This is a genomic window from Prochlorococcus sp. MIT 1323 (assembly GCF_047304905.1).
GTDB lineage: Bacteria > Cyanobacteriota > Cyanobacteriia > PCC-6307 > Cyanobiaceae > Prochlorococcus > Prochlorococcus marinus_D.
The window spans coordinates 1,145,601-1,166,003 of the sequence record NZ_CP138973.1; the positions used below are offsets into that span (position 1 = coordinate 1,145,601).

Annotated in this window: 21 protein-coding genes and 1 pseudogene; 11 read left to right on the forward strand and 11 right to left on the reverse strand. The window is 52.7% G+C overall.

All coding sequences use genetic code 11. The features are described 5' to 3' along the window. Positions 1-283: 283 nt before the first annotated feature. From SIB68_RS05615 to SIB68_RS05625, 3 genes are all read right to left on the reverse strand, one after another. Positions 284-646 carry an arsenate reductase family protein gene (locus tag SIB68_RS05615; RefSeq protein WP_063400165.1) on the reverse strand — a complete coding sequence of 121 codons (363 nt, stop codon included), beginning with the start codon at positions 644-646 and terminating at the stop codon, positions 284-286. Between the two features lie 56 nt (positions 647-702). Then, positions 703-1,227, reverse strand: a complete 525-nt coding sequence (locus SIB68_RS05620) for an inorganic diphosphatase (protein ID WP_063400164.1) — start codon at positions 1,225-1,227, stop codon at positions 703-705. 366 nt (positions 1,228-1,593) lie between these two features. Further along, positions 1,594-2,058 carry a hypothetical protein gene (locus SIB68_RS05625; protein ID WP_063400163.1) on the reverse strand — a complete coding sequence of 155 codons (465 nt, stop codon included), beginning with the start codon at positions 2,056-2,058 and terminating at the stop codon, positions 1,594-1,596. A gap of 146 nt (positions 2,059-2,204) precedes the next feature. Here SIB68_RS05625 and SIB68_RS05630 point away from each other — a divergent pair, with 146 nt between their 5' ends. From SIB68_RS05630 to SIB68_RS05645, 4 genes are all read left to right on the forward strand, one after another. Next, positions 2,205-4,004, forward strand: a complete 1,800-nt coding sequence (locus SIB68_RS05630; protein WP_063400162.1) for a proline--tRNA ligase — start codon at positions 2,205-2,207, stop codon at positions 4,002-4,004. 28 nt (positions 4,005-4,032) lie between these two features. Then, the gene (gene psb27 / locus SIB68_RS05635; RefSeq protein ID WP_196757107.1) at positions 4,033-4,473 is read left to right on the forward strand and encodes a photosystem II protein Psb27; all 441 of its coding nucleotides are present in this window, start codon (positions 4,033-4,035) and stop codon (positions 4,471-4,473) included. Positions 4,474-4,560: 87 nt separating this feature from the next. Beyond that, positions 4,561-5,880, forward strand: coding sequence for an adenylosuccinate synthase (locus tag SIB68_RS05640; RefSeq protein ID WP_196757106.1), 1,320 nt, complete (start codon positions 4,561-4,563; stop codon positions 5,878-5,880). A gap of 64 nt (positions 5,881-5,944) precedes the next feature. Further along, positions 5,945-6,952 (forward strand): adenosine kinase, encoded by a 1,008-nt coding sequence (locus SIB68_RS05645; RefSeq protein ID WP_155724929.1) that lies wholly within the window; start codon positions 5,945-5,947, stop codon positions 6,950-6,952. Positions 6,953-6,965: 13 nt separating this feature from the next. Here SIB68_RS05645 and cutA read toward each other — a convergent pair whose 3' ends face one another. Beyond that, positions 6,966-7,307, reverse strand: a complete 342-nt coding sequence (gene cutA / locus SIB68_RS05650; protein ID WP_063398445.1) for a divalent-cation tolerance protein CutA — start codon at positions 7,305-7,307, stop codon at positions 6,966-6,968. A gap of 20 nt (positions 7,308-7,327) precedes the next feature. Then, positions 7,328-8,149: a precorrin-6A/cobalt-precorrin-6A reductase gene (locus tag SIB68_RS05655; RefSeq protein WP_063400313.1), complete on the reverse strand. Its 822-nt coding sequence runs from the start codon at positions 8,147-8,149 to the stop codon at positions 7,328-7,330. Positions 8,150-8,178: 29 nt separating this feature from the next. Between SIB68_RS05655 and SIB68_RS05660 the strand changes: the two genes are divergently transcribed. Further along, entirely contained in the window at positions 8,179-8,661 is a 483-nt protein-coding gene (locus tag SIB68_RS05660; RefSeq protein ID WP_063400159.1) for a single-stranded DNA-binding protein, read from the forward strand. Positions 8,662-8,670: 9 nt separating this feature from the next. Here the strand turns inward: SIB68_RS05660 and SIB68_RS05665 are convergent, their stop codons facing one another. Further along, positions 8,671-8,871, reverse strand: coding sequence for a hypothetical protein (locus tag SIB68_RS05665; protein ID WP_011130635.1), 201 nt, complete (start codon positions 8,869-8,871; stop codon positions 8,671-8,673). 52 nt (positions 8,872-8,923) lie between these two features. On the opposite strand from SIB68_RS05665, the gene SIB68_RS05670 reads away from it, so the two are divergent. Genes SIB68_RS05670 through SIB68_RS05680 form a run of 3 tightly spaced genes read left to right on the forward strand, consistent with a single transcriptional unit; the run spans position 8,924 to position 10,904 of the window. Beyond that, positions 8,924-9,496, forward strand: a complete 573-nt coding sequence (locus SIB68_RS05670) for a DUF2854 domain-containing protein (protein ID WP_063400158.1) — start codon at positions 8,924-8,926, stop codon at positions 9,494-9,496. After that, positions 9,483-10,409, forward strand: a complete 927-nt coding sequence (gene argB, locus SIB68_RS05675; protein WP_063400157.1) for an acetylglutamate kinase — start codon at positions 9,483-9,485, stop codon at positions 10,407-10,409. Before SIB68_RS05670 ends, argB begins: the two co-directional genes overlap by 14 nt. 3 nt (positions 10,410-10,412) lie before the next feature. Continuing rightward, complete coding sequence (locus SIB68_RS05680; RefSeq protein ID WP_063400156.1) at positions 10,413-10,904, forward strand: hypothetical protein; 492 nt, start codon at positions 10,413-10,415, stop codon at positions 10,902-10,904. A 280-nt stretch (positions 10,905-11,184) separates the two neighbouring features. Here the strand turns inward: SIB68_RS05680 and priA are convergent, their stop codons facing one another. Then, on the reverse strand, positions 11,185-13,491 hold the full coding sequence (gene priA / locus SIB68_RS05685; RefSeq protein WP_413681985.1) for a primosomal protein N': 2,307 nt from the start codon (positions 13,489-13,491) through the stop codon (positions 11,185-11,187). A 387-nt stretch (positions 13,492-13,878) separates the two neighbouring features. Here priA and rpoD point away from each other — a divergent pair, with 387 nt between their 5' ends. Continuing rightward, positions 13,879-15,213 (forward strand): RNA polymerase sigma factor RpoD, encoded by a 1,335-nt coding sequence (gene rpoD / locus SIB68_RS05690; RefSeq protein ID WP_063400154.1) that lies wholly within the window; start codon positions 13,879-13,881, stop codon positions 15,211-15,213. Positions 15,214-15,508: 295 nt separating this feature from the next. On the opposite strand, the gene SIB68_RS05695 is transcribed toward rpoD, so the two are convergent. Beyond that, positions 15,509-15,796, reverse strand: coding sequence for a hypothetical protein (locus tag SIB68_RS05695; RefSeq protein ID WP_063400153.1), 288 nt, complete (start codon positions 15,794-15,796; stop codon positions 15,509-15,511). Positions 15,797-16,762: 966 nt separating this feature from the next. On the opposite strand from SIB68_RS05695, the gene hemC reads away from it, so the two are divergent. Beyond that, positions 16,763-17,716 carry a hydroxymethylbilane synthase gene (gene hemC, locus SIB68_RS05700; RefSeq protein WP_063400152.1) on the forward strand — a complete coding sequence of 318 codons (954 nt, stop codon included), beginning with the start codon at positions 16,763-16,765 and terminating at the stop codon, positions 17,714-17,716. 76 nt (positions 17,717-17,792) lie between these two features. On the opposite strand, the gene SIB68_RS05705 is transcribed toward hemC, so the two are convergent. The 3 genes from SIB68_RS05705 to SIB68_RS05715 form a co-directional block, all read right to left on the reverse strand. Next, entirely contained in the window at positions 17,793-18,407 is a 615-nt protein-coding gene (locus SIB68_RS05705; RefSeq protein WP_063400151.1) for a L,D-transpeptidase, read from the reverse strand. Between the two features lie 95 nt (positions 18,408-18,502). Then, positions 18,503-19,090, reverse strand: coding sequence for an inorganic diphosphatase (locus SIB68_RS05710; protein WP_011130644.1), 588 nt, complete (start codon positions 19,088-19,090; stop codon positions 18,503-18,505). A 268-nt stretch (positions 19,091-19,358) separates the two neighbouring features. Further along, positions 19,359-19,817, reverse strand: a complete 459-nt coding sequence (locus SIB68_RS05715) for a hypothetical protein (RefSeq protein WP_063400150.1) — start codon at positions 19,815-19,817, stop codon at positions 19,359-19,361. 181 nt (positions 19,818-19,998) lie between these two features. Here SIB68_RS05715 and SIB68_RS05720 point away from each other — a divergent pair. Next, positions 19,999-20,271, forward strand: a pseudogene (locus SIB68_RS05720) (carbamoyl-phosphate synthase); the annotation flags it as partial. Between the last annotated feature and the right edge of the window lie 132 nt (positions 20,272-20,403).

A 20,403-nucleotide genomic window follows, 5' to 3' on the forward strand; every position in this document is an offset into this window, starting at 1 on the left:
ATACTTAGACAAGACCATTATATTCGCGCACAGGGATGACCCATGGCCCGTCATACACCTGCTATTGCCATGGCAGTCAATACCCCTAAGGACAAACCATATACGAATAAGCCTTCAAGTTCTTGATTACTAGCTTTTACATATTGCGAATAGCAATAGTCACATTTCCATCATTCGCAATCTCTTTGGTTCATTGTCCTTTAGCAGCTCTACTAAAAATTTATCGCATCAAAATAACATTTATTTTCGCCGCAACATACTCCTATTTCTACGGATTTACTCTTCAAGGCAGCAACACCTCAGCCCAGACCTCCGGTTTGAAGCCCACCAATACACTGCCATTTTCAGCAATCAGGAAAGGACGTTTAATCAACTTACCATCGGATGCAAGTGCATCGAGCGCCTCGTCATCGCTCATGGCCTTGACTACAGCCGCGCCAAGGGCGCGATAACTTACACCACTTGTGTTGAAGAGAAGTTTGCGGCTTGCTAACTGCTTAATAGCGCCACGAAGCATCTCGCGACTAGGAGGTGTCTCAACGATGTCGAAAAGATCATGCACAATTTGATGCTGCTGCAGCCAAGCCAACGCCTTCCGACAAGTAGCGCAGCGCGAATAGCTATAAATCCTTATTGAGTTGAGCATGATTTAACTGACCAGCAAAGAATGAACTCGTTCATTCAAGCGATTAGGGTTCATAGTTACTTTTTCAGCTTAGCCTGCGCAGCTTTGGTGCAGGTCTCCAACAGAGGCTCAACAGCTTCTGAATCTCTCCAGCCACCGATATCAACAACTCGCCCCTCAAGATTTTTGTAAGTGCGGAAGAATTCAGCCACATCCTCCAGTTGACTGGCTGAAATCTGCCGAATGCTGCTGATCGACCGTTGACGGGGATCAGCAACGGGAACACACAACAACTTGCCGTCATAAGCCCCGAAATCATGCATATCAAGCACCCCGATTGGTCGTGCCCTAATCAGACAGCCAGCAAATGTGGGCTCCTCCATGATCACCATTGCATCAAGAGGTGCACCATCTTCAGCAAGGGTGTTGGGGATGAAGCCGTAATCAAACGGGTAGCGAACCGAGGAATGAAGAACCCTATCGAGGGCCATCACACCAGCCTCATCGAAATATTCGTACTTGTTCCGGCTTCCCGCCGGAATCTCCACCAACAGGTTGACCAACCCGGGTGAAGGAGATGGGAGTAGAGAGCTTAGATCCATCTTTCTCCAAGGCTGTGGGAACCATGCTTTCCCTCCCCGCAGACCGATCTGTCAAAACTGCCGCGAGGGGTACTCCAACGGTTGCGATGGCAATAGTCAAACCCAGCAACGCAATCGAAGGCGCACTCAAACTGAAAGGATCTTCAGGATCTGGTCCAATGAGACCAGAATCATGATGTGATCTGGACGGCTCCTCACCCTTAGACGAGGGGCTTGAAACTGAGGCTGGGTCAGGATCCATGCAGGGGTGGTTTAGAACGACCCGGTGTAGGGGATAGCATCAGCCACCTTCATCGGGGCGATTTCAGGGTCTGGGCAAGCCATTGCCGGAAACCGCTACAAAATATTCTGTCACCGAAAGAGACGTTATGCAGCAGGACGATCCTGCCGCTCTCTATGGGCGGCCAAATCTGACGGTGCATCATTCAATCCATCAAGCTGTGACCTAATTGCACGCAGCTCCTCAAGGATTGATCCAAGAACCTGTTGCGTTGCTGTTGAGGGGGAATTAAGAACCTCAACAGTGACCTCTTTGATCCTTAAAACATCCTTTGCGAAACGGGCGACTTCATTTGGATGAAAAAGAAGGGGATCTTTCTGATCGCTTCGATACTCAGGATTGAGCTTGCGAGGATTAAACGAAGGATTGAGGTTGCGTGGATCTGTATTGGTGTAGCGATACACCGAAGCCCTTGAACGATTCAAAGACTTCTGAACGTCATCGATACCAACAAGCGCATCAGATTGAGCCATCACAGCATTAATATCTTTGCTTAAATCGGAAGAAGGGCTGGGCAGAGGAGAATCAGAATTGACCGAGCCTTCAGACATGAGATCGACTAACCGCTTCTTTTGTTGCGCGACATTAGCAGGTGAGACTCATCTCGCACAGGTCGATTCGGCGCCTAAAGACACTTTCGCAATCGGCTTTTTTGGACCGCGGATGGTAGTTTCCCCCATCCACTGAGGTCCGATTCATGCGCGTCTCCCGCCTGATGCTGGTGACGTTGCGCGACGTACCAGCTGACGCGGAAATCGCCTCCCATCAATTGCTGCTCAGAGGGGGATATATCCGTCGTGTTACTTCAGGCATTTATGCCTACCTACCCCTGATGTTGCGGGTCCTGCGCAAAATCACAGCGATTGTGCAGGAGGAAATGGATGCCACTGGTGCTCTGGAGACCTTGTTACCTCAATTGCAGCCTGCAGAGCTCTGGCGGCGTAGTGGCCGATGGCAGGGGTACACGGCCGGCGAAGGCCTGATGTTCCACCTTGAAGACCGCCAAGGACGAGAACTCGGACTCGGCCCCACCCATGAAGAGGTGATCACAAGTCTTGCCGGAGACCTGCTGCGCTCATATCGACAGCTTCCTGTAACGCTCTATCAGATCCAAAGCAAATTCCGCGATGAGATCCGCCCACGTTTTGGCCTGATGCGCGGCCGGGAATTCATCATGAAGGACGCCTATTCCTTCCATGCCTGCGAAGCAGACCTCGCCATGACCTACAGAGCCATGGATGAGGCCTATCAACGAATCTTCTCCCGTTGCGGACTCGCAACCGTCGCCGTGGAAGCCGACAGCGGAGCCATCGGCGGAGCCTCGTCTCAAGAATTTATGGTTACAGCGGATGCTGGCGAAGACCTGATCCTGATCAGTGGTGATGGCCTCTACGCCGCCAACCAAGAAAAGGCCGTCTCTCATCCACCAAAGGCCATCCCCCTGCCTGCTTCAAAAGTTGCCTTGATTGATACACCCGAACAGGGAACGATCGAGACACTGTGTGCCGCCCAGGGCCTTGTTCCGTCGCAAGTGATGAAGGTGCTGGTCATGCTGGCCCGCCTCGAAGATGGTGAACTTCAACCAGTCCTTGTAAGCATCCGAGGCGACCAGCAACTCAATGAGGTAAAGCTGATCAACGCCCTAAGCAGGGAACTAAACAAGGGGGTGCTCGATGTGGCCCCCATCAGCGCCGATCAAATCACTGCGCAAAAGCTTGAAGCCTGGCCCTTTGGGGCGATAGGGCCTGACCTAGACGATGCCCTATTAAGCGGAGCCACAAGCTGGACAAAACAGTTCCTACGCCTAGCTGACCCGACAGCTACTGAGCTGAACTGTTTTGTCTGCGGTGCCAATCAAAACAATCAGCATCGAACTGGCATGACCTGGTCAAAACTCGGGGAAGTGCCCAAAAGGGTCGATCTACGCAAATCGCAGGCTGGCGATCGCTGTATCCATGACTCCAGCCAGATTCTGGAGGAGAGAAGAGGCATTGAGGTAGGACACATTTTCCAATTAGGTCGCAAGTACTCAGAAGCCCTAGAGGCCTGTTTCACCAATGACCAGGGCACTCAAGAGCCTTTCTGGATGGGGTGTTACGGCATCGGGATTTCCAGACTTGCCCAGGCCGCTGTGGAACAACACCATGACGAAGCTGGCATGAATTGGCCTCTGGCCATCGCCCCATTTGAGGTCATCGTCGTGGTAGCCAACATCCAGGATGAGGTTCAGCAAAAGCTGGCCGAACAGCTTTACACCGAACTACAAGCAGCTGATATCGAAGTGCTACTTGATGACAGGACTGAACGCGCCGGCGTGAAATTCAAAGATGCTGACCTGATCGGGATCCCTTGGCGAGTCGTGGTTGGCAGAGATGCCGCCAAGGGGCAGGTGGAACTGATTCAAAGATCCAGCCGCAAGGTTCAAATACTTTCTGCAAAACAGGCCTTTACCGCACTGGTTAAAGAGATAGCAGCGAACCAAAACACAAGGGTCTGACCAGCCATTTAAAATTCTTGGGAATGGAATGAACCGGATGACTACTGCCTTGCATCACATCGCCAAGCAGTTGATGCGGGCAGGATTGGCAATCTGCCTTGTCCTTTGCCTGATGCTCACAGCCAACGGAAGCGCCAATGCAGCCGAGATCCAATTGTCCGGAAACTATGTAGACGACACAGTCAACGTGGCTCACAACCTGCAAGACGCAATCGCCCTGTCCTCGGACGACGAAGGCTATTCAGCAGCTCAAGAGGAGGCTCGTGACCTGAGCTACAACTACATCGCCCGATATCGGCCTCGCTCCAAGGTGAATAACCTGCCGTCTTTCACCACCATGCAGACAGCCCTCAATTCCCTAGCTGGTCATTACAACAACTTCGCCAACCGCCCCCTACCGGAAGAACTTCAAAATCGGATCACGAAGGAACTTGCCAAAGCAGAACAAACTGTATTAAGAGGCAGATAAATCAACTGCTAGGTAATCACTGTTTGACTTAAGGCAGGGATATCTGGGAAGATCCCCGTTTGTGAATAACGGCGGCTTCGGGCCGCAGTGTCCTTGGCCAATGTTGTCGTCATCGGTGCGCAGTGGGGTGACGAAGGAAAAGGCAAGATCACCGATCTCCTAAGCCGTTCAGCTGATGTTGTCGTCCGCTATCAAGGTGGCGTCAATGCCGGCCACACAATCGTTGTGGATGACCAGGTGCTCAAACTGCACCTCATTCCCTCAGGAATTCTTTACCCAGAAACTATCTGCCTCATCGGCTCTGGCACAGTCATCGATCCCAAAGTGATGCTCAAGGAGCTAGACATGCTGCTTGAGAACAGCATTGATATCTCAGGTCTTCAACTGGCGTCGACTGCCCACGTAACGATGCCGTATCACCGCCTCTTGGATGAGGCGATGGAGCAACAACGTGGCGATCAACGTATCGGCACTACTGGACGGGGCATCGGTCCCACCTATGCCGATAAATCCCAACGCAACGGCATTCGCGTACTTGATCTTTTAGATAGCCAACGACTACGAGAACGACTGCGTGGCCCTCTACAAGAAAAGAATCGTCTACTCGAACAAATTTATGGAGTAGCACCACTTGACTCAGAGCAGGTCATCGAGGAATACCTCGGCTATGGCCAAAGGCTTGCTCCACACGTTGTCGACTGTATTCAAACCATTCATCAAGCTGCCCGCAGCCGCAAAAACATTCTTTTTGAAGGAGCTCAAGGGACCCTTTTAGACCTTGATCACGGCACCTATCCCTATGTCACCTCCTCCAATCCAATCTCAGGCGGTGCATGCATCGGAGCTGGAGTCGGACCCACGCTGATCGATCGAGTGATCGGTGTTGCCAAGGCTTACACCACCCGTGTAGGAGAAGGTCCTTTTCCAACAGAACTGGAAGGAAGCATCAATGAACAGCTCTGTGACCGGGGAGGTGAATTCGGCACCACCACAGGCCGCCGCAGACGCTGCGGCTGGTTCGATGGAGTCATTGGTCGTTACGCAGTAGCAGTGAATGGCCTGGATTGCCTGGCTATTACCAAACTCGATGTGCTTGATGAGCTCGACGAAATCCGAGTGTGTGTGGCCTACGAGCTCAACGGTGAACGAATTGAACACTTCCCTAGCAGCGCAGAAGACTTTGCCCGCTGTCATCCAATCTTCGAGACCCTGCCAGGCTGGCAATGCTCCACTGCAGACTGCCGCCGTCTTGAAGACCTACCAACCACGGCGATGGACTATCTGCGCTTCCTCGCCGACCTCATGGAAGTGCCGATTGCCATCGTCTCCCTAGGTGCCAACCGTGATCAAACAATCGTTGTAGAAGATCCGATCCACGGTCCCAAACGGGCTCTCCTAAGCGCCTAAGCCCTTTCTCAAAACAGATGGTGGACGGGGATCGATACTTCTGAGGTTTCCCATGCATCCCTCCATGGCTATCCCCAGGTTCAGTGATCGTCCTCTCGATGTGGTTGGAATAGGCAATGCCATCGTGGACGTGCTGGTGCAGGCGGACGATGCCTTCCTTGATGCGCACAGTCTGAGTAAAGGCAATATGGCCTTGGTGGATGAAGCCCAAGCAGAAGCGCTTTACTCCATCAGTGGACCTGGTCTAGAGACTTCAGGTGGATCCGCCGCCAACACCCTGGTAGGTCTGGCGCAGCTCGGCGGGAAAGCAGGCTTCATCGGTCGTGTCAAAAATGATCAACTAGGCAGCATTTTTAGCCACGACATCCGCTCAGTAGGCGCTCGATTCGAGACTCCACCAGCAAGTGATGGTCCTTCTACAGCTCGCTGTCTGATCCTGGTCACCCCGGATGCGCAACGCACCATGTGCACCTATCTAGGAGCTTCGGTACAGCTGGACCCTGAAGATTTAGACCTGTCAATGGTTCGCCAAGCCAAGGTGCTCTACCTCGAGGGGTATCTATGGGACAGTCCGGCAGCCAAAAAAGCCTTCATCGCAGCCGCACAAGTCTGTCGTGATTCAGGAGGCCAAGTAGCCCTCTCTCTTTCCGATGGCTTCTGCGTTGATCGGCATCGCGACAGCTTCCTCGAGCTGGTTGATAACCACGTTGATCTGCTGTTTGCTAACGACAGCGAAATCACCTCTCTTTACAAGAGTGTCAGCTTCGAGGCTGCATTGGAAGAAGTGAAAGGCCGCTGCAAGGTGGCAGCCCTCACCCGCAGCGAGCACGGATCTGTCGTGCTCGCTGGTGATCAACGCTGGGATATTCCTGCCTACAAACTTGGCAACGTGGTTGACACCACAGGTGCAGGTGATCTCTACGCCGGTGGCTTCCTACACGGTTACACCCAGGGAACCCCTTTGGAAACCTGTGGACAAATCGGATCCATCTGCGCCGGCCAGGTGATCACTCAACTCGGTCCCCGCTCACAGGTGTCACTTCCGGAATTAGTAGCGAAGCATCTGAACTAATTGAAGGGCTGTTTCACCCTTCAACAGGTTCCACAGCTGCTGCTACCCAAGCAGCGTAAGGATCACTTGCAGTGGCTGACCAGTAAATCCACTCTGGGGTCTCATAGCTGTGTAACTCTTTAATCGTCTGATGCAGTGCATCCAGCTGATCCTGACTGGTCTTGATCAGCAATTGCACTTCCTGCGCTCGTTCCAGCTTCCCCTGCCAACAGTAGTGGGATTGAATCTGCTGCAAACTCACGCAGGCCGCCAACCTGCGAGCCAAGAGCTCATTGGCCAATCCCTCGGCCAGGTTTGCGTTTGCCTCTGTGGTCAACACCAAAACCAGTGTCGATGAGGATCCTCGATCAACCATGAAGACCTTTGCGAAGAACGTCAGCACAGTGGAGCTACTGGATTGGTTGAGAGCCGATTGAGCAGTCTCTCAACGCTACCGATGGCTTCTACTGCAACGCAGGGCTGTGGCCGGGAGATCAACCAAAGGCCAAGACCCTGCTGCCGACAGATCTTGTGCCAGAGCTGCTCCGTCACCCCCCCCGACTGCCTGCAAACCACTGCTGTAATCGACCAGCGGCGGCACAAGGCTGACTCCAGTTCGCCATGAGATTGCCCCTGCAACGGACGCACCACTGCCAGATGGTGCTCTGGCAAGCCACTCGCCAACGCATGTCGAAGACTTTCCGGCGAAGGAAGCACACGGGCAAACACTTGAGCTCCAGCCTGACGAGCTGCCCTAACAGCCTGGCCAAGATGCCTTGCCCCAAGAGCCATCAACAATCGACTTCCTTGCAATGTTTGCCTTGCCAAATCAGCCGAGTTCACGATCAGGGATGCTTCTCCACAACCCTCCATGGGACGCTCAAAGCGCAACAAAGGCTGAGCGAATTCCTGACAGGCACGCTGCAGATCCCTACTGATCTTGACTGCAAAGGGATGGGTCGCATCCACCACCCAATCAAAACCTTGATGGCGATCACGAGCCTGATCAAGCACCCCGAGTATCCCTTCCACTCCGTCGAGGGGGCCCGTCCAAAGATCTTCCAAGGACAGACCTGCGTAGGCACCTGCGGCGCTAGCACTGACGACACTGACACTGACTCGCCATCCCTGAGCCACCAAAGCGGCCACCAAAACAGGCCCTTCACCAGTCCCAGATAGCAACCAGATATGCCGCTGGTCATTCCTGCAAGCTTGCATCAAAATGACTCTCACTCCAAGGGAAGGACATGAACCACTGCGTACTTGAAGTGGAAGTGATCCAGGCACCAACCATTCGTTATACCCAAGACAACCAAACACCGATCGCCGAAATGGAGGTGCGCTTCGATGCACTTCGTGTCGACACTGCCCCTGGTCAACTCAAGGTGGTGGGATGGGGCAACCTTGCCCAGGATCTACAAAACCGCGTCCACGTTGGGCAAAGGCTTGTGATTGAAGGTCGACTACGCATGAACACAGTTCCCCGCCAAGATGGCACCAAGGAAAAGCGCGCCGAATTCACGCTCGCGCGTCTTCATTCCCTCTCCGGCCAAGCTGGTCAAACTGCTAGTAGCCCAGAACGACCTACTAGCACTACAACCAACCAGACCTCACGACCTATACCGATAGCCGAGACGCCAACACCCAAACCGGTAACAACTGCAGAACCAGAAGCTGCCAGCTGGAATAGTGCCCCACTGGTGCCAGACACCGATGACATTCCCTTCTGAACACATTCATTACCCGAAGCTGTTCTCGTCTTCAAGGCCCTCGGCAGCTCGAGTCAACAGCTGGCCCAATTCCCTCTCCAGAGCAGCCAAATCAAGGCGCAACTCAACCCAACGGCCACGATCAATCTGCTCCAGCAACCAAGCACGATCAGCATCCAACTGAGTGATCAACTCAGACAAGTCGCTATCAGAGGGATGAGCTGAAGCCATTGCAACGGATCCTTACCCTCAGCCTGGAGGCTAAAGCGTCAGAATAAACGCCATGAATGATCTGTTCTCTCCAGGCAGCCTCGTCACCGTGGCAGGTGGTGTACTTGCAGTTGTTGGTGCGGTGGCCTACACAAATGGCGATGCCAACCTCAGCCTGCCAACCATCTTCTATGGAGTGCCCATCCTCATAGGAGGACTAGCACTGAAATCCTCTGAACTTCCCCCTGCTAAACGCGTCACTCCAGCGGCAGTTCTGCGTCAAGCCAGGGAGAAGGGAGCACCGGAACTGGGCAAACTCGTCTGGGATGTAACCCGCTGGCGTTATGGACAAAAAGCCCATCTTGAGACGTCCTTAGAAGCGCTCAAACTCTGGGATAAAGACAACCCCCCTCAGCTCCAAGAGATTGAAGAACTAGAAACTGCAGCGGGGTACGGCGTACGGTTGAGATTCAATCTGGGTGCTGTGCCACTCGATCTCTGGAAGGAACGCCAGGAACGATTGGGCCGCTTCTTTGCCAAAGGCCTGAACGCCGAACTGAAATCTCCAAGCGCGGGGGTCCTGGATCTCATCCTGCTGCCAGTCAACAAGGATGATGAACTAGCAGGTCAAGATGGAGTCAGCTAAATCTGATGCAGCGCTGGTTGAGCCCTGCCAAACCAACTCCGCGAGAAGGCTTACAGAGGATGACTCCCTCAGGGTTTCTGTGCTTAGCGAAGCCCTCCCTTACATCCAACGTTTTAGCGGACGGCGCATTGTTATCAAATACGGCGGAGCCGCCATGGCCCACGCCAATTTGCAGGAAGCGGTTTTTCGCGACCTTGCCCTCCTCGTCAGCGTGGGCGTAGAGCCCGTTGTGGTTCATGGCGGCGGACCAGAGATCAATCAATGGCTGGAAAGGCTTGAGATTCCAGCACAATTCCGCGACGGCCTTCGCGTTACCGATGCAGACACCATGGACGTGGTGGAAATGGTCTTAGTTGGACGCGTTAACAAGCAAATCGTTAATGGCCTCAACCAACTGGGGGCCAAGGCTGTTGGCCTTAGTGGCAGTGACGGGAGTCTGGTTGAAGCCCGACCCTGGGGCGACGGCAGCCATGGCCTCGTCGGAGATGTAGCCCGAGTCAACACCGATGTACTTGAACCCATTCTCGCAAAGGGTTATGTACCAGTGATCTCAAGCGTGGCCGCCACTGTTGAGGGCTGCTCCCACAACATCAACGCAGACACGGTCGCCGGTGAGATCGCCGCCGCTCTTGAAGCAGAGAAACTCATCCTGCTGACCGACACGCCAGGCATCTTGCTAGATCGGGATGATCCAAGTTCCCTTGTTCATCAGTTGCGTCTCTCTGAAGCACGCCAGCTCATCACTGAAGGGGTGGTGGCTGGCGGCATGACCCCAAAAACCGAATGCTGCATCAGAGCTTTAGCTCAAGGGGTCGGCGCTGCCCATATCATCGATGGGCGTGTTCCCCACGCCCTGCTTCTCGAGGTGTTCACCGACGCCGGCATCGGCACTATGGTGGTCGGCCGAAGCTGAGTGATGCACGCGAATCTGGCCGAGGCTGAAGCCGCCCTCGCCCGGGGAGACTATGGCCAAAGCCTTGCTCTATTAGAGCCTTTGGCAGCAAGCCATCCACTCCCCCATGCGGAGGGGGCCAGGATCAGAATGCTGATGGTTACTGCTTGGATGGGGCAAGGTGACGAGCGCAAGGCTCTCGCAACCTGTCGTCTTCTCACCCGCTGCAAAGACCTCGAACTTCGCCAGAACGCGAAACAGCTACTGACCGTGCTGGAAGCACCAAGCTTGCAACGGCCTGCCAACTGGTCGATACGCTTGCCGAACTTAAACATGACAGCCACAACGGCTGCACGCTCTGCCTCAGCCCGTCGACCTTCACTGCGGCCAGCGCCGCCGCCACCGCCAGCCACCGGACCAACAAAAGCCCCCAATCTGGGCTTCTCAATCTTGGTCTTGCTCGTTCTCATCGGGTTAACCATGCTTCTCAGTGGCTTGGCCATACCCACGAGATGAGCTTCTCAAGGCCAAACGAGTGAACCCAGTAACCAGCCAAAGACTCACCAACAACCCTGACGGGGATCTGAGTTGGCCTCTACAGCAAGGCGACTCTTCAGCAGCTAGACCTTGATCGCAAACGCTCCAGCCGACTCGAGGTTGGCAACCCTTAGGGCATGGAGCTGTTGGAGACCAGCCTGATCCTGCAAACCGTTCAGCGCAGACTCGGCTTCGGCGTGCTCAAAATGCCCCTCGCAGTGACCTCCAACAACATCAACCCGTGAAGATGATGGCCTAATCAAAGCTGAATGGGATCTGGGTCCACCGCTAAGGAAACCCCACGGGGCAATCCATTCCAAAGAGTCGATCCTGAAGGCAATGGCAAAGGACTCTCCTCCGGACCATGCAATAGCAGTTGCCAACGACTTCGACCAGCGACCCTTGCAATCGGAGCTGGCGCTGGTCCTACAAGACACCAACCCTGAGCATCACAAAGGGGTTTGATCTGTTCAGCGAGGACCGCAGCAGCTGTGGCTGTCGCTGCAGCTGAATCACCTGACAAGCGCAACAAGCAGGCCCGGCTATAAGGCACCAAACCAGCCTCATGACGAAGACAGGCCTCTTCTTTCAGAAACTCCCCATAGCGACCATCAACCAAATGGTTAATCACAGGATGATCAGGGCAATAGGTCTGAACAAGCACATGACCTGGCCGCTCGCCACGTCCTGCACGACCAGCCAATTGCATCAATAGCTGCAAGCTCTGCTCTCCAGCTTGTAAATCAGGGCGATGCAGCAAACCATCTGCAGCCAACACAGCCGCAAGAGTGACCCGAGGCAAATCCATACCCTTGGCCAACATCTGGGTGCCAACCAGCACATCTGCCTCCCCTGCTGCAAATTGCTCCAGTAAACGGCGATGCCCATCACGCCCACCGGTGCTGTCACGATCGAAACGCAACAACCTCAGACCCTGGAGCTCCTCAACGAGATGCTCCATCACGCGCTGCGTGCCTGCACCGAAGGGTTTGAAAGCCTTCGATCCACATTTATGGCAACTGGACTCAACCTCAGCGCGATGGTCACACCAATGGCAACGCAACCACTGGTGCCCTTGACGACTGCGATGCACCGTAAGCGCCACATCGCAGTTAGGACACTGCACGACCTCTCCACAGCTACGACAACTCAAAAAACTGCTGTGGCCACGTCGTGGCACCAACACCACCGCCTGTTCACCGGCCTCAGGCAATGCCGAAAGACGTTCCATCAATGGACGGCTGATCAAGCGACGATGGCCATCGGCCAATTCCTGTCGCATATCAACCACATGCACCGGCGGTAAGGGCTGATCGGAAATGCGACGGGTCAGTCGAGCCAAGGCAAGCTGGCCTTGAGGAGCGAGGTTCTTCCAGCTGACAAGCGAAGGCGTAGCGCTTCCCAGCACCACCCTGGCGCCAGTTCGCCTGGCCCTATCCATGGCCATGTCACGGGCGTGGTAGCAAGGCATGGGTGACTCCTGCTTGTAAGAACTGTCGTGTTCCTCATCAAGCACGATCAAACCCAATGGTGCCAATGGCAAAAAGACTGCTGAACGAGTACCAACCACCACCAATGGCTTTGCAGCAGTAAGCCCCTGCCGCCAGGTGCTCACCCGTTCACGATCGGAACAGCCACTGTGATATTCCAGAACCTTGGTTCCGAAACGACGACGGAAACGATCGACCAACTGAGGGATCAAACCAATCTCCGGCGTGAGAATCAAGCAATGACGACCGGCTTGCAGTTCTCTTGCCGCAAGCTGCAAGTAAACCTCTGTCTTGCCCGAGCCTGTCACCCCCCAAAGCAGCATCCCAGTTCCAAGGGGCTGGGATTGGAAAGCCTCCACAACCGCCTGCTGTTCAACAGTCAGAGACTGAGGCACCTCCAAATCCTGATCACAAGCATCTGAGCAGGAAAGCCCGTTGGAGGCATCAGTAGGTTGACGCTTTTCCCTACGAATGAGACCTCGCTTGATGAGGCCATTGACAAGACCAGACCCGAAGCCAGCAGCCTGAAGATCCCTCTGCCATGCACCACCGCCCCCTGCAGCCAAGGCCGCCTGCAAAGCAGCCTGACGCTGAGGAAGATTCTGGGGATTGATCGCAGAAGATTCGAGTTGAATCCACCAGAGTCGACGGGGCTCCGCCTGATGAGACGGCCGCTGACCGAGCCAACCAGGCGGCAAAGCTGCTTTAAGCATGCGAAATGAACTGATATGGCAATGAACAGCCATCGCTTCAATCCAGCCAAACCAGAGAGGGTCTACCGCCGCAGACTGCACAAGAGCCTCGATGGCCTCTAAGTGACGCGGCGGCGCTTCACTTCCAGAGTCCTGCCCACGATCAACAGGAGACGAGATCCGCCGATCCATTACCAGGCCGTGCATCCTTCGTCCCCGCAGGCGAACGAGGACGAGATCCCCTAAATCCACCCCTAACCGTCTGCTGTCCAGATAGGTGAAACACCGCCCTTCACGACCTGCCTCCACCCAGACGTCCACCTCTGCGCAGTATTCGGAAGGGCAGGGGGCCGGTTCAGCCGGATCAGGACTTGCAGGCGTCACAAGTTTTTTTTAGAATGTCAATGTTGGACAGTCCAAAGACTGTCGTCGGAACCAAGCAGAGTTCCGTCCAGTGGGAAGACACGAAATTCGAGCCTTTATAGGGAACCCTCTATAAAAGTTCGGTCGGTCTGAGAAAGCCCCTGACAGCCCTGCTTTGGTCCACAAAAACATTTCCTGTTCCTTTCGCTCCAATTCAGAGCATCCCAAGTCTCAACCTGGATAACAGGATCGTCAGACTACTTCTAGCTCAGATGATCACTTGTTTATGAGGTTCTGATCTGATGCTGTGAGCCGTCGGTGCTGCAGTGGCCTCTTTTGCATGGTTTTGCATAAGCCTGGGTTCTGCTCCCTCATTCCCACTTTCCACTTTCATTCCCCTCACCTGCCATGAGTCCTGCAGCCACCCAAGCAGCAGCTGCAAAGGCCAAGCCAAAAGCCTCTGCAAAGACTGCCAAACCCCAAGTGGCCAAAGGTACGGTTAAAGCCAAAGCCAAGAAAGTCAAGGCAACAGCTCCTAAGGCCAAGACTGCTGCCAAGCCGGTCAGCTCTGCTGCAAAAGCGTCCAGCCCCAAAGCAAAAAAAGCAAAAGCCACCCCTACCCCTACTGTCAGCAAAAACCTTGATTTAACGGCTGACAAACTTCTTGCTACTGCAACGACAAGCGCCCCTAAGGCCAGCGCTGAGACTGAAAGCAACCAAGCTGCTGCTAAAGCAACCAGCGAAGCAGACGCGAAGGCCAGAGCTCTAGCCAATATCAAGATCGGTCCTAAAGGCGTCTACACCGAAGATTCCATCAGGGTTTATCTCCAGGAGATCGGCCGTATCCGCCTGCTGCGTCCGGACGAGGAGATTGAACTAGCCCGCAAAATTGCTGACCTCCTGCATCTAGAGGAACTGGCAGAGCAGTTCAATAGTGATCACGGTCACTACCCCAACAACAAGGAATGGGCTTCCCTTGTTGAAATGCCCAACATCAAATTCCGCCGTCGCCTGATGCTGGGGCGCCGAGCCAAGGAAAAGATGGTGCAATCCAACCTGCGGCTGGTTGTTTCAATCGCCAAAAAATACATGAATCGAGGCCTGTCCTTCCAGGATCTAATCCAAGAAGGCAGCCTGGGATTAATTCGTGCTGCCGAAAAATTCGACCACGAGAAAGGGTACAAATTCTCCACCTATGCCACCTGGTGGATCCGTCAAGCCATCACCCGAGCAATTGCGGATCAGAGCCGCACAATCCGTCTTCCTGTTCACCTCTACGAAACAATCTCACGCATCAAAAAAACAACCAAAGTGCTGAGCCAGGAGTTTGGCCGTAAACCAACAGAAGAGGAAATTGCCGAAAGCATGGAGATGACAATCGAAAAACTTCGATTTATCGCAAAAAGTGCTCAACTACCCATCTCCCTCGAGACACCGATTGGCAAAGAGGAAGACTCCAGACTTGGTGATTTCATCGAATCTGATACTGAGAATCCAGAACAAGATGTTGCCAAAAATCTCTTGCGAGAAGATCTAGAAGGTGTTCTCGCAACCCTCAGCCCCCGCGAACGTGATGTTCTGCGTCTGCGCTATGGCCTTGACGATGGCCGCATGAAAACCCTCGAGGAAATTGGACAGATCTTTGAGGTCACACGAGAGCGCATCCGTCAGATTGAAGCCAAAGCCCTACGCAAACTTCGTCACCCGAATCGCAATGGTGTTTTAAAGGAATACATCAAGTAATCAATTTAAAAGTCAATCCAAAAAGGGGGCTTAAGCCCCCTTTATTTATGCCCGCCATCAGATAGCGAAAAGGCTTTGAAACCTGCTCAGACCCCAATGCCCATAAATTTTCAGAGCAACAACGTGTTTTCTCGCCCTACAAGGGCGATGGGTCCAACTGCTTAGTATTAAAAGCTTCAATTATTCATTCCAACATGTCTACAGCATAAAAAACCCCGCTCAATGGCGGGGTGGCAAAGATCTGCTTGGAGCAATCTTTATTTGGCGTAGACATATATATAAAAATATGCCCTATCTAAAGGGGGGCGTCTGGGTTATAAGGGCTTGGGCAACCGGTTAAGATATCGACGATTTTCTTAACTTCGTCTTTGTAGTCGTCCCATTCATGCTTGCCATCACCATCGCCGAAAGTACTTTCAATCTTGTCACCTATTTTTTTAGCTATTTCTTTGATCTTATCCCAGACGCGGCCTCCACCAGCTATGAATGCCAGTTGTTCAGGAGTTAGCTCCATGTCTTCAAGCTCACTCATGACGAGTGCTTCTACTTCAGCTTGGCTGATCTGGTTTGCAAATGTAGTCATGATTAAAAATGAGTAGTTTGTTTAAGTTCGTTGGAATTTCTTCCGCCGACAAACACACCATCTCCCAAATCAGCAACAGCTGTGATGACCTCAGTCAATCACAGCTGTGAGGCTAGTCACACTCTAGCTTCTCCTGAGACAGAGATATCAATCAACTTGGCTGCAAGTCACTCCAGCAGATACCCCCCCCATTGATGATGCATCAAATTCAAGATCTAGCGATACTATTGGCTCCTTCCTTTCACTCTTACAAAGCCTCGCCTACTGAGGATTGCCTGTCTGCTGATTTTCCGCTTTTAATTCCACCATTTCTTGGGAGAGATTACACCTTGACACAATAAATCTACAATGTCAAATCAGGCAGCACAGTCTAATCACAATGATGCTTCAAAGGAATACATCAAGTAATCAATTTAAAAGTCAATCCGACAAGGGAGCTGAAGCCCCCTTCTTCAATGCAGGTGATCAAGATTTTTCAGCCACTTATACCTCTAATACCTAATACAAATAGAGCAGCAAAGCTATTTAGGTTAAGACCATGAAAAAAGCAACAAGTCTCAATCTGATCAATGGCACTCCAAATACTCTAACCACTATGACCATTTATATTGGACATAAAATACCTCCATCCTTCTGATAAAAGTAAAGCCTGGCCATCAAGGTAGCGCCTCCGCATTAAATTCAATCAAGCCACTCACTAGGAGAAGTTTTATTTTTTAGCATGCAATCCGGAGACAAGCTAAACATATTTCTGATCACTTTTTCAATAGCTTGGAAATGATATTTGCTTTCCAAACGGAAGCTCTTACATCTATTGCTGGTCTTGGGAAAGGAAATGAACAAGTCCTATTGATTGAGCAGACAACCTAAAAAACCTCCCTTCCCTCAGAGCATTAACGGATTATCAGCCAATCGCGAAGATCGTGGGGTCGACTGCTTAATCTGGAGGGCTGGAGTTCTGAACACATGGTCCTCACCCAACTGCGCATCGCCTCACGCCGAAGCCAGCTGGCCATGGTGCAAACCAATTGGGTGCAAGCGGAACTGGAGCAAGCACACCCTGGCCTTTCCATCTCGGTAGAAGCGATGGCAACCCAGGGGGACAAAATCCTCGATGTCGCCCTTGCCAAGATCGGCGACAAAGGTCTTTTCACCAAAGAGCTTGAAGCTCAGATGCTGATCGGCCGTGCGGATATCGCTGTTCATTCCCTCAAAGATCTACCCACCAATCTTCCCGAAGGGCTAATGCTTGGATGCGTGACTGAGCGAGAAGACCCAGCCGACGCTCTGGTAGTGAATCAAAAGAATGCCGAGCATCAACTCGACACCCTGCCTGAAGGGGCAATCGTTGGCACAAGCTCGCTACGGCGCCTCGCCCAATTGCGGCATCACTACCCCCATCTGGTGTTTAAGGATGTGCGCGGCAATGTGATCACCCGCCTTGAAAAACTGGATGCCGGCAACTATGACTGCCTGATCCTTGCAGCAGCAGGTCTGACAAGGCTTGGCTTTGGAGATCGCATTCATCAGTTGATTCCCAGCGAGATCTCCCTTCATGCCGTTGGCCAGGGAGCCCTAGGCATTGAATGCGTGGAGGGTCACCCCGAAGTCCTCGAGGCCATCAAGGCACTGGAACACAAACCAACAGCGCAGCGCTGCCTTGCTGAACGGGCCTTACTAAGAGAACTAGAAGGGGGCTGCCAGGTCCCCATCGGTGTCAATAGCCGCATCGAAGCCAACGAATTACTGCTCACGGGCATGGTTGCCAGCTTGGATGGCAAACGCTTGATACGTGATCAGCAGCGCGGCCCAATTGATCGCTGTGAAGCCATCGGCAAGGAACTCGCTGAAACCCTGAAATCTCAAGGCGCTGGAGAGATCCTTGCGGAGATCTTCGCTGCTGTCAGGCCAGAAGCCTGACTCCTCTCAATCTCTATTGAGCCAGCTAGCGAGATCACTCAAGCAATTGTCAGTCTGTTGGCTGCGCTAACAAGGATCAGCGCAGGATTTCCACAGTTGTTCCCACCTCGACGACGTCAAACAACTGACGTACATGCGCATGAAGCATGCGCACACAGCCATTGGTGACTGCAGCTTTTGCATTGACCCAGTAGGGCCATGGGGTGCCATGAATGCCGAATTGGTTCTGACCACTTTGCAGAAAGCCAATCCAGCGATCGCCAAGGGGACTAGCAACCCCAATCGCAGGATTCACTCGCCCAGATTTGGTGCTCTGATATTGCGGATTGATCACTTTGTTCTCCACCTTGAAGACACCTGTAGGAGTAGGCGTAAGAGGATCACCAATAGCAACCGGCCAGGGGCCAAGCTTCTCGCCATCGCGGATCACACTGATTTCACGACGACCAAGCAGCAAGACAACTTTCGTACTGATCTCAGGCGATACAGATGCTTCAGTGTTTTCCGCTGAGGCCTCAAGAGATGCAGACGCTTCAGTGTTTTCCGCTGAGGCCTCAAGAGATGCAGACGCTTCAGTGTTTTCCGCTGGGATCTCAACAGATGCTTGAACCATGCCTGGCAAAGCAACAGCTCCTGCCAGGATCAATGAAACAGGCAACAGCGAAAACGGACGGCGCAACAGGCTTGACACGGGCCAGCAAAGACTGATCAGTCTCCAGATAAACAGCGAGCAACAAAACCTTTCAGGCCATGTTCATTCGCTGCCAACGACCATTGCCGCAAGGATCAATCAACCAGTTTTGGATCGATCTCAGCGAGATAACGGGCTTCGCAGGCCTTGATAATCTCTACAGCCTTTTGCACCCCTAAGAAGCCGTTCACCCTGCAGGTACCAGGCTTTTTAAGGTCCTTGTAGTGCTCCCAGTAGTACTGGGTCTCCTTCAGCCATTGCTCTCCGAGCTGTTCAAAGCTGGTGATGTGGTCCATGCGCTTGTCATCAGCCAGCACAGCGATCACTTTGTCGTCGACTTCACCACCATCATCAAAGGTCATGATGCCAATGATCCTTGCCTCAACAATCGAGCCAGGCACCAGCGGCTCTGTGACACTGACGATTTCGATGTCGAGTGGATCACCGTCTTCGTCCCATGTACGAGGAATGCAACCGTAGGCAAAGGGATAGGCCAGGGAGGAATAGCCGACACGATCAAGCTTGAGGTGGCCTGTTTCCGTGATCAGCTCATATTTATTGATCGTGTTGGAGTTGAGCTCCACGATCGTGTTGAGCCGCAATTCCGATTCATCGGCAAAGGCAGGCAACACATGCAAGAGGTTGGGAGTGCTGCGGCTTGGAGCCTGATCGATGTTGGCCATAAGTAGCGAAGTCGCCAGCGGCGCATCCTACGGGGGCGCCGCGATCAAGCTCATCGCCGCAACGAATCCAAAGTGATTGATTCAACAAACGATGCTTAACACGATCCAAAGCTTCAAGAGGGAAATAAGCCAACAGCTGGCATAGCAGTTGGCTTGATTAAAAGAACAAATAAAAAGATTAATGATTGACCATCTAAACATCAATCAAGAACTTCTCGTTAAAAGAGAGACCTCTAGCCAATCATCTTCTTTTCTTCCATAAAAAAAGTCAGAAGATTTTGGGCTTAACAGAAGCGCCCACACTCCCTTCCACATTGACCTTGCCATCAATATTAACTCTACCTTGCACTTTTAGTGGAGATGAATTCACCACATCCACCGGTGTTCGAATTTCATCAACACTCACACTTCCTTTAATCTCTTCTACCAACACTTGGCCGAGGATTGGTAGAGCTTTATTGGAGTTAATCGTCACGCCATTCTTAACAGCCACATCACCGTTCACGGGGAGCGGCTGTTCGGCGTTGATATCAACGGTGGGCAAAGCAATCTGATCCACTTGCAATCCACCAACGATGCGAATTGGAATCGGCCGGCTGAGCAACTGCAGCGCTGTTGCCGAAAGCATGCCGATCGAAATCACCAGAGCAAAGGGCCATCGACTGACGATGAACACTTGAAGCCACAACGGCGTGTCTTCTTTTGGAGTGAATGGCTTGCTCTGCATTGGACAAGATCTACTGCCCTATTGATACAAGACCAGCACCTCATGCGCTCATTACCCACCAGCTAAAACTGCGCAAAAAAGGAACCGATCCTGCTGTTCGTTTTGGCGAAACAGATGGGGGCAGTTCGAAAAGCCACATCTTCCCATCATGCTGTTGACAGCATTGAACAGCTCAATCCCAGTGCTGCGTTCGCTTCGCCTCGCGTTATCGCTGACTGGTGCGACTGCTCTTGCACTAGCCAACACTCCCATCCAGCCTGTTGCTACTCAAGACGACGACAGTGCAGAAGATCTAGGCGTGATGGAGATCAAGCCTAAAGACGCTGTGTGGTTCAACTGGGGTTTCCAAGGAACACTGCAAGGAGCAGGCACACCCGATCAAGCCGGCATAGGGGCATTTCTTCCCATTGCTGTTGGTGAGAACAGCGTCTTCTTTATCGATGCCTTAGCCAACCCTCAAAAGCACAGCCAGCTGTCGCCAGCCTTGACCAAACTAGTTTTTCAAACCTCAAAACTATCTATTGCTATTTAAGTGCAGACGCTGTGAATTAATCAAGGTAATCATACCAATAAATAGGTACTCTAG

Excerpts from the sequence above, each read along its gene's own strand:
- SIB68_RS05645 (WP_155724929.1), top strand. The coding sequence starts at position 5,945 with ATGGCTATCCCCAGGTTCAGTGATCGTCCTCTCGATGTGGTTGGAATA.
- SIB68_RS05655 (WP_063400313.1), bottom strand. The coding sequence starts at position 8,149 with ATGCAAGCTTGCAGGAATGACCAGCGGCATATCTGGTTGCTATCTGGG.
- SIB68_RS05670 (WP_063400158.1), top strand. The coding sequence starts at position 8,924 with ATGAATGATCTGTTCTCTCCAGGCAGCCTCGTCACCGTGGCAGGTGGT.
- SIB68_RS05710 (WP_011130644.1), bottom strand. The coding sequence starts at position 19,090 with ATGGCCAACATCGATCAGGCTCCAAGCCGCAGCACTCCCAACCTCTTG.
- argB (WP_063400157.1), top strand. The coding sequence starts at position 9,483 with ATGGAGTCAGCTAAATCTGATGCAGCGCTGGTTGAGCCCTGCCAAACC.
- SIB68_RS05625 (WP_063400163.1), bottom strand. The coding sequence starts at position 2,058 with ATGTCTGAAGGCTCGGTCAATTCTGATTCTCCTCTGCCCAGCCCTTCT.
- SIB68_RS05665 (WP_011130635.1), bottom strand. The coding sequence starts at position 8,871 with ATGGCTTCAGCTCATCCCTCTGATAGCGACTTGTCTGAGTTGATCACT.
- SIB68_RS05695 (WP_063400153.1), bottom strand. The coding sequence starts at position 15,796 with ATGACTACATTTGCAAACCAGATCAGCCAAGCTGAAGTAGAAGCACTC.
- SIB68_RS05680 (WP_063400156.1), top strand. The coding sequence starts at position 10,413 with ATGCACGCGAATCTGGCCGAGGCTGAAGCCGCCCTCGCCCGGGGAGAC.
- psb27 (WP_196757107.1), top strand. The coding sequence starts at position 4,033 with ATGAACCGGATGACTACTGCCTTGCATCACATCGCCAAGCAGTTGATG.
- SIB68_RS05660 (WP_063400159.1), top strand. The coding sequence starts at position 8,179 with ATGAACCACTGCGTACTTGAAGTGGAAGTGATCCAGGCACCAACCATT.
- rpoD (WP_063400154.1), top strand. The coding sequence starts at position 13,879 with ATGAGTCCTGCAGCCACCCAAGCAGCAGCTGCAAAGGCCAAGCCAAAA.
- SIB68_RS05715 (WP_063400150.1), bottom strand. The coding sequence starts at position 19,817 with ATGCAGAGCAAGCCATTCACTCCAAAAGAAGACACGCCGTTGTGGCTT.
- SIB68_RS05615 (WP_063400165.1), bottom strand. The coding sequence starts at position 646 with ATGCTCAACTCAATAAGGATTTATAGCTATTCGCGCTGCGCTACTTGT.
- SIB68_RS05620 (WP_063400164.1), bottom strand. The coding sequence starts at position 1,227 with ATGGATCTAAGCTCTCTACTCCCATCTCCTTCACCCGGGTTGGTCAAC.
- SIB68_RS05630 (WP_063400162.1), top strand. The coding sequence starts at position 2,205 with ATGCGCGTCTCCCGCCTGATGCTGGTGACGTTGCGCGACGTACCAGCT.
- cutA (WP_063398445.1), bottom strand. The coding sequence starts at position 7,307 with ATGGTTGATCGAGGATCCTCATCGACACTGGTTTTGGTGTTGACCACA.
- hemC (WP_063400152.1), top strand. The coding sequence starts at position 16,763 with ATGGTCCTCACCCAACTGCGCATCGCCTCACGCCGAAGCCAGCTGGCC.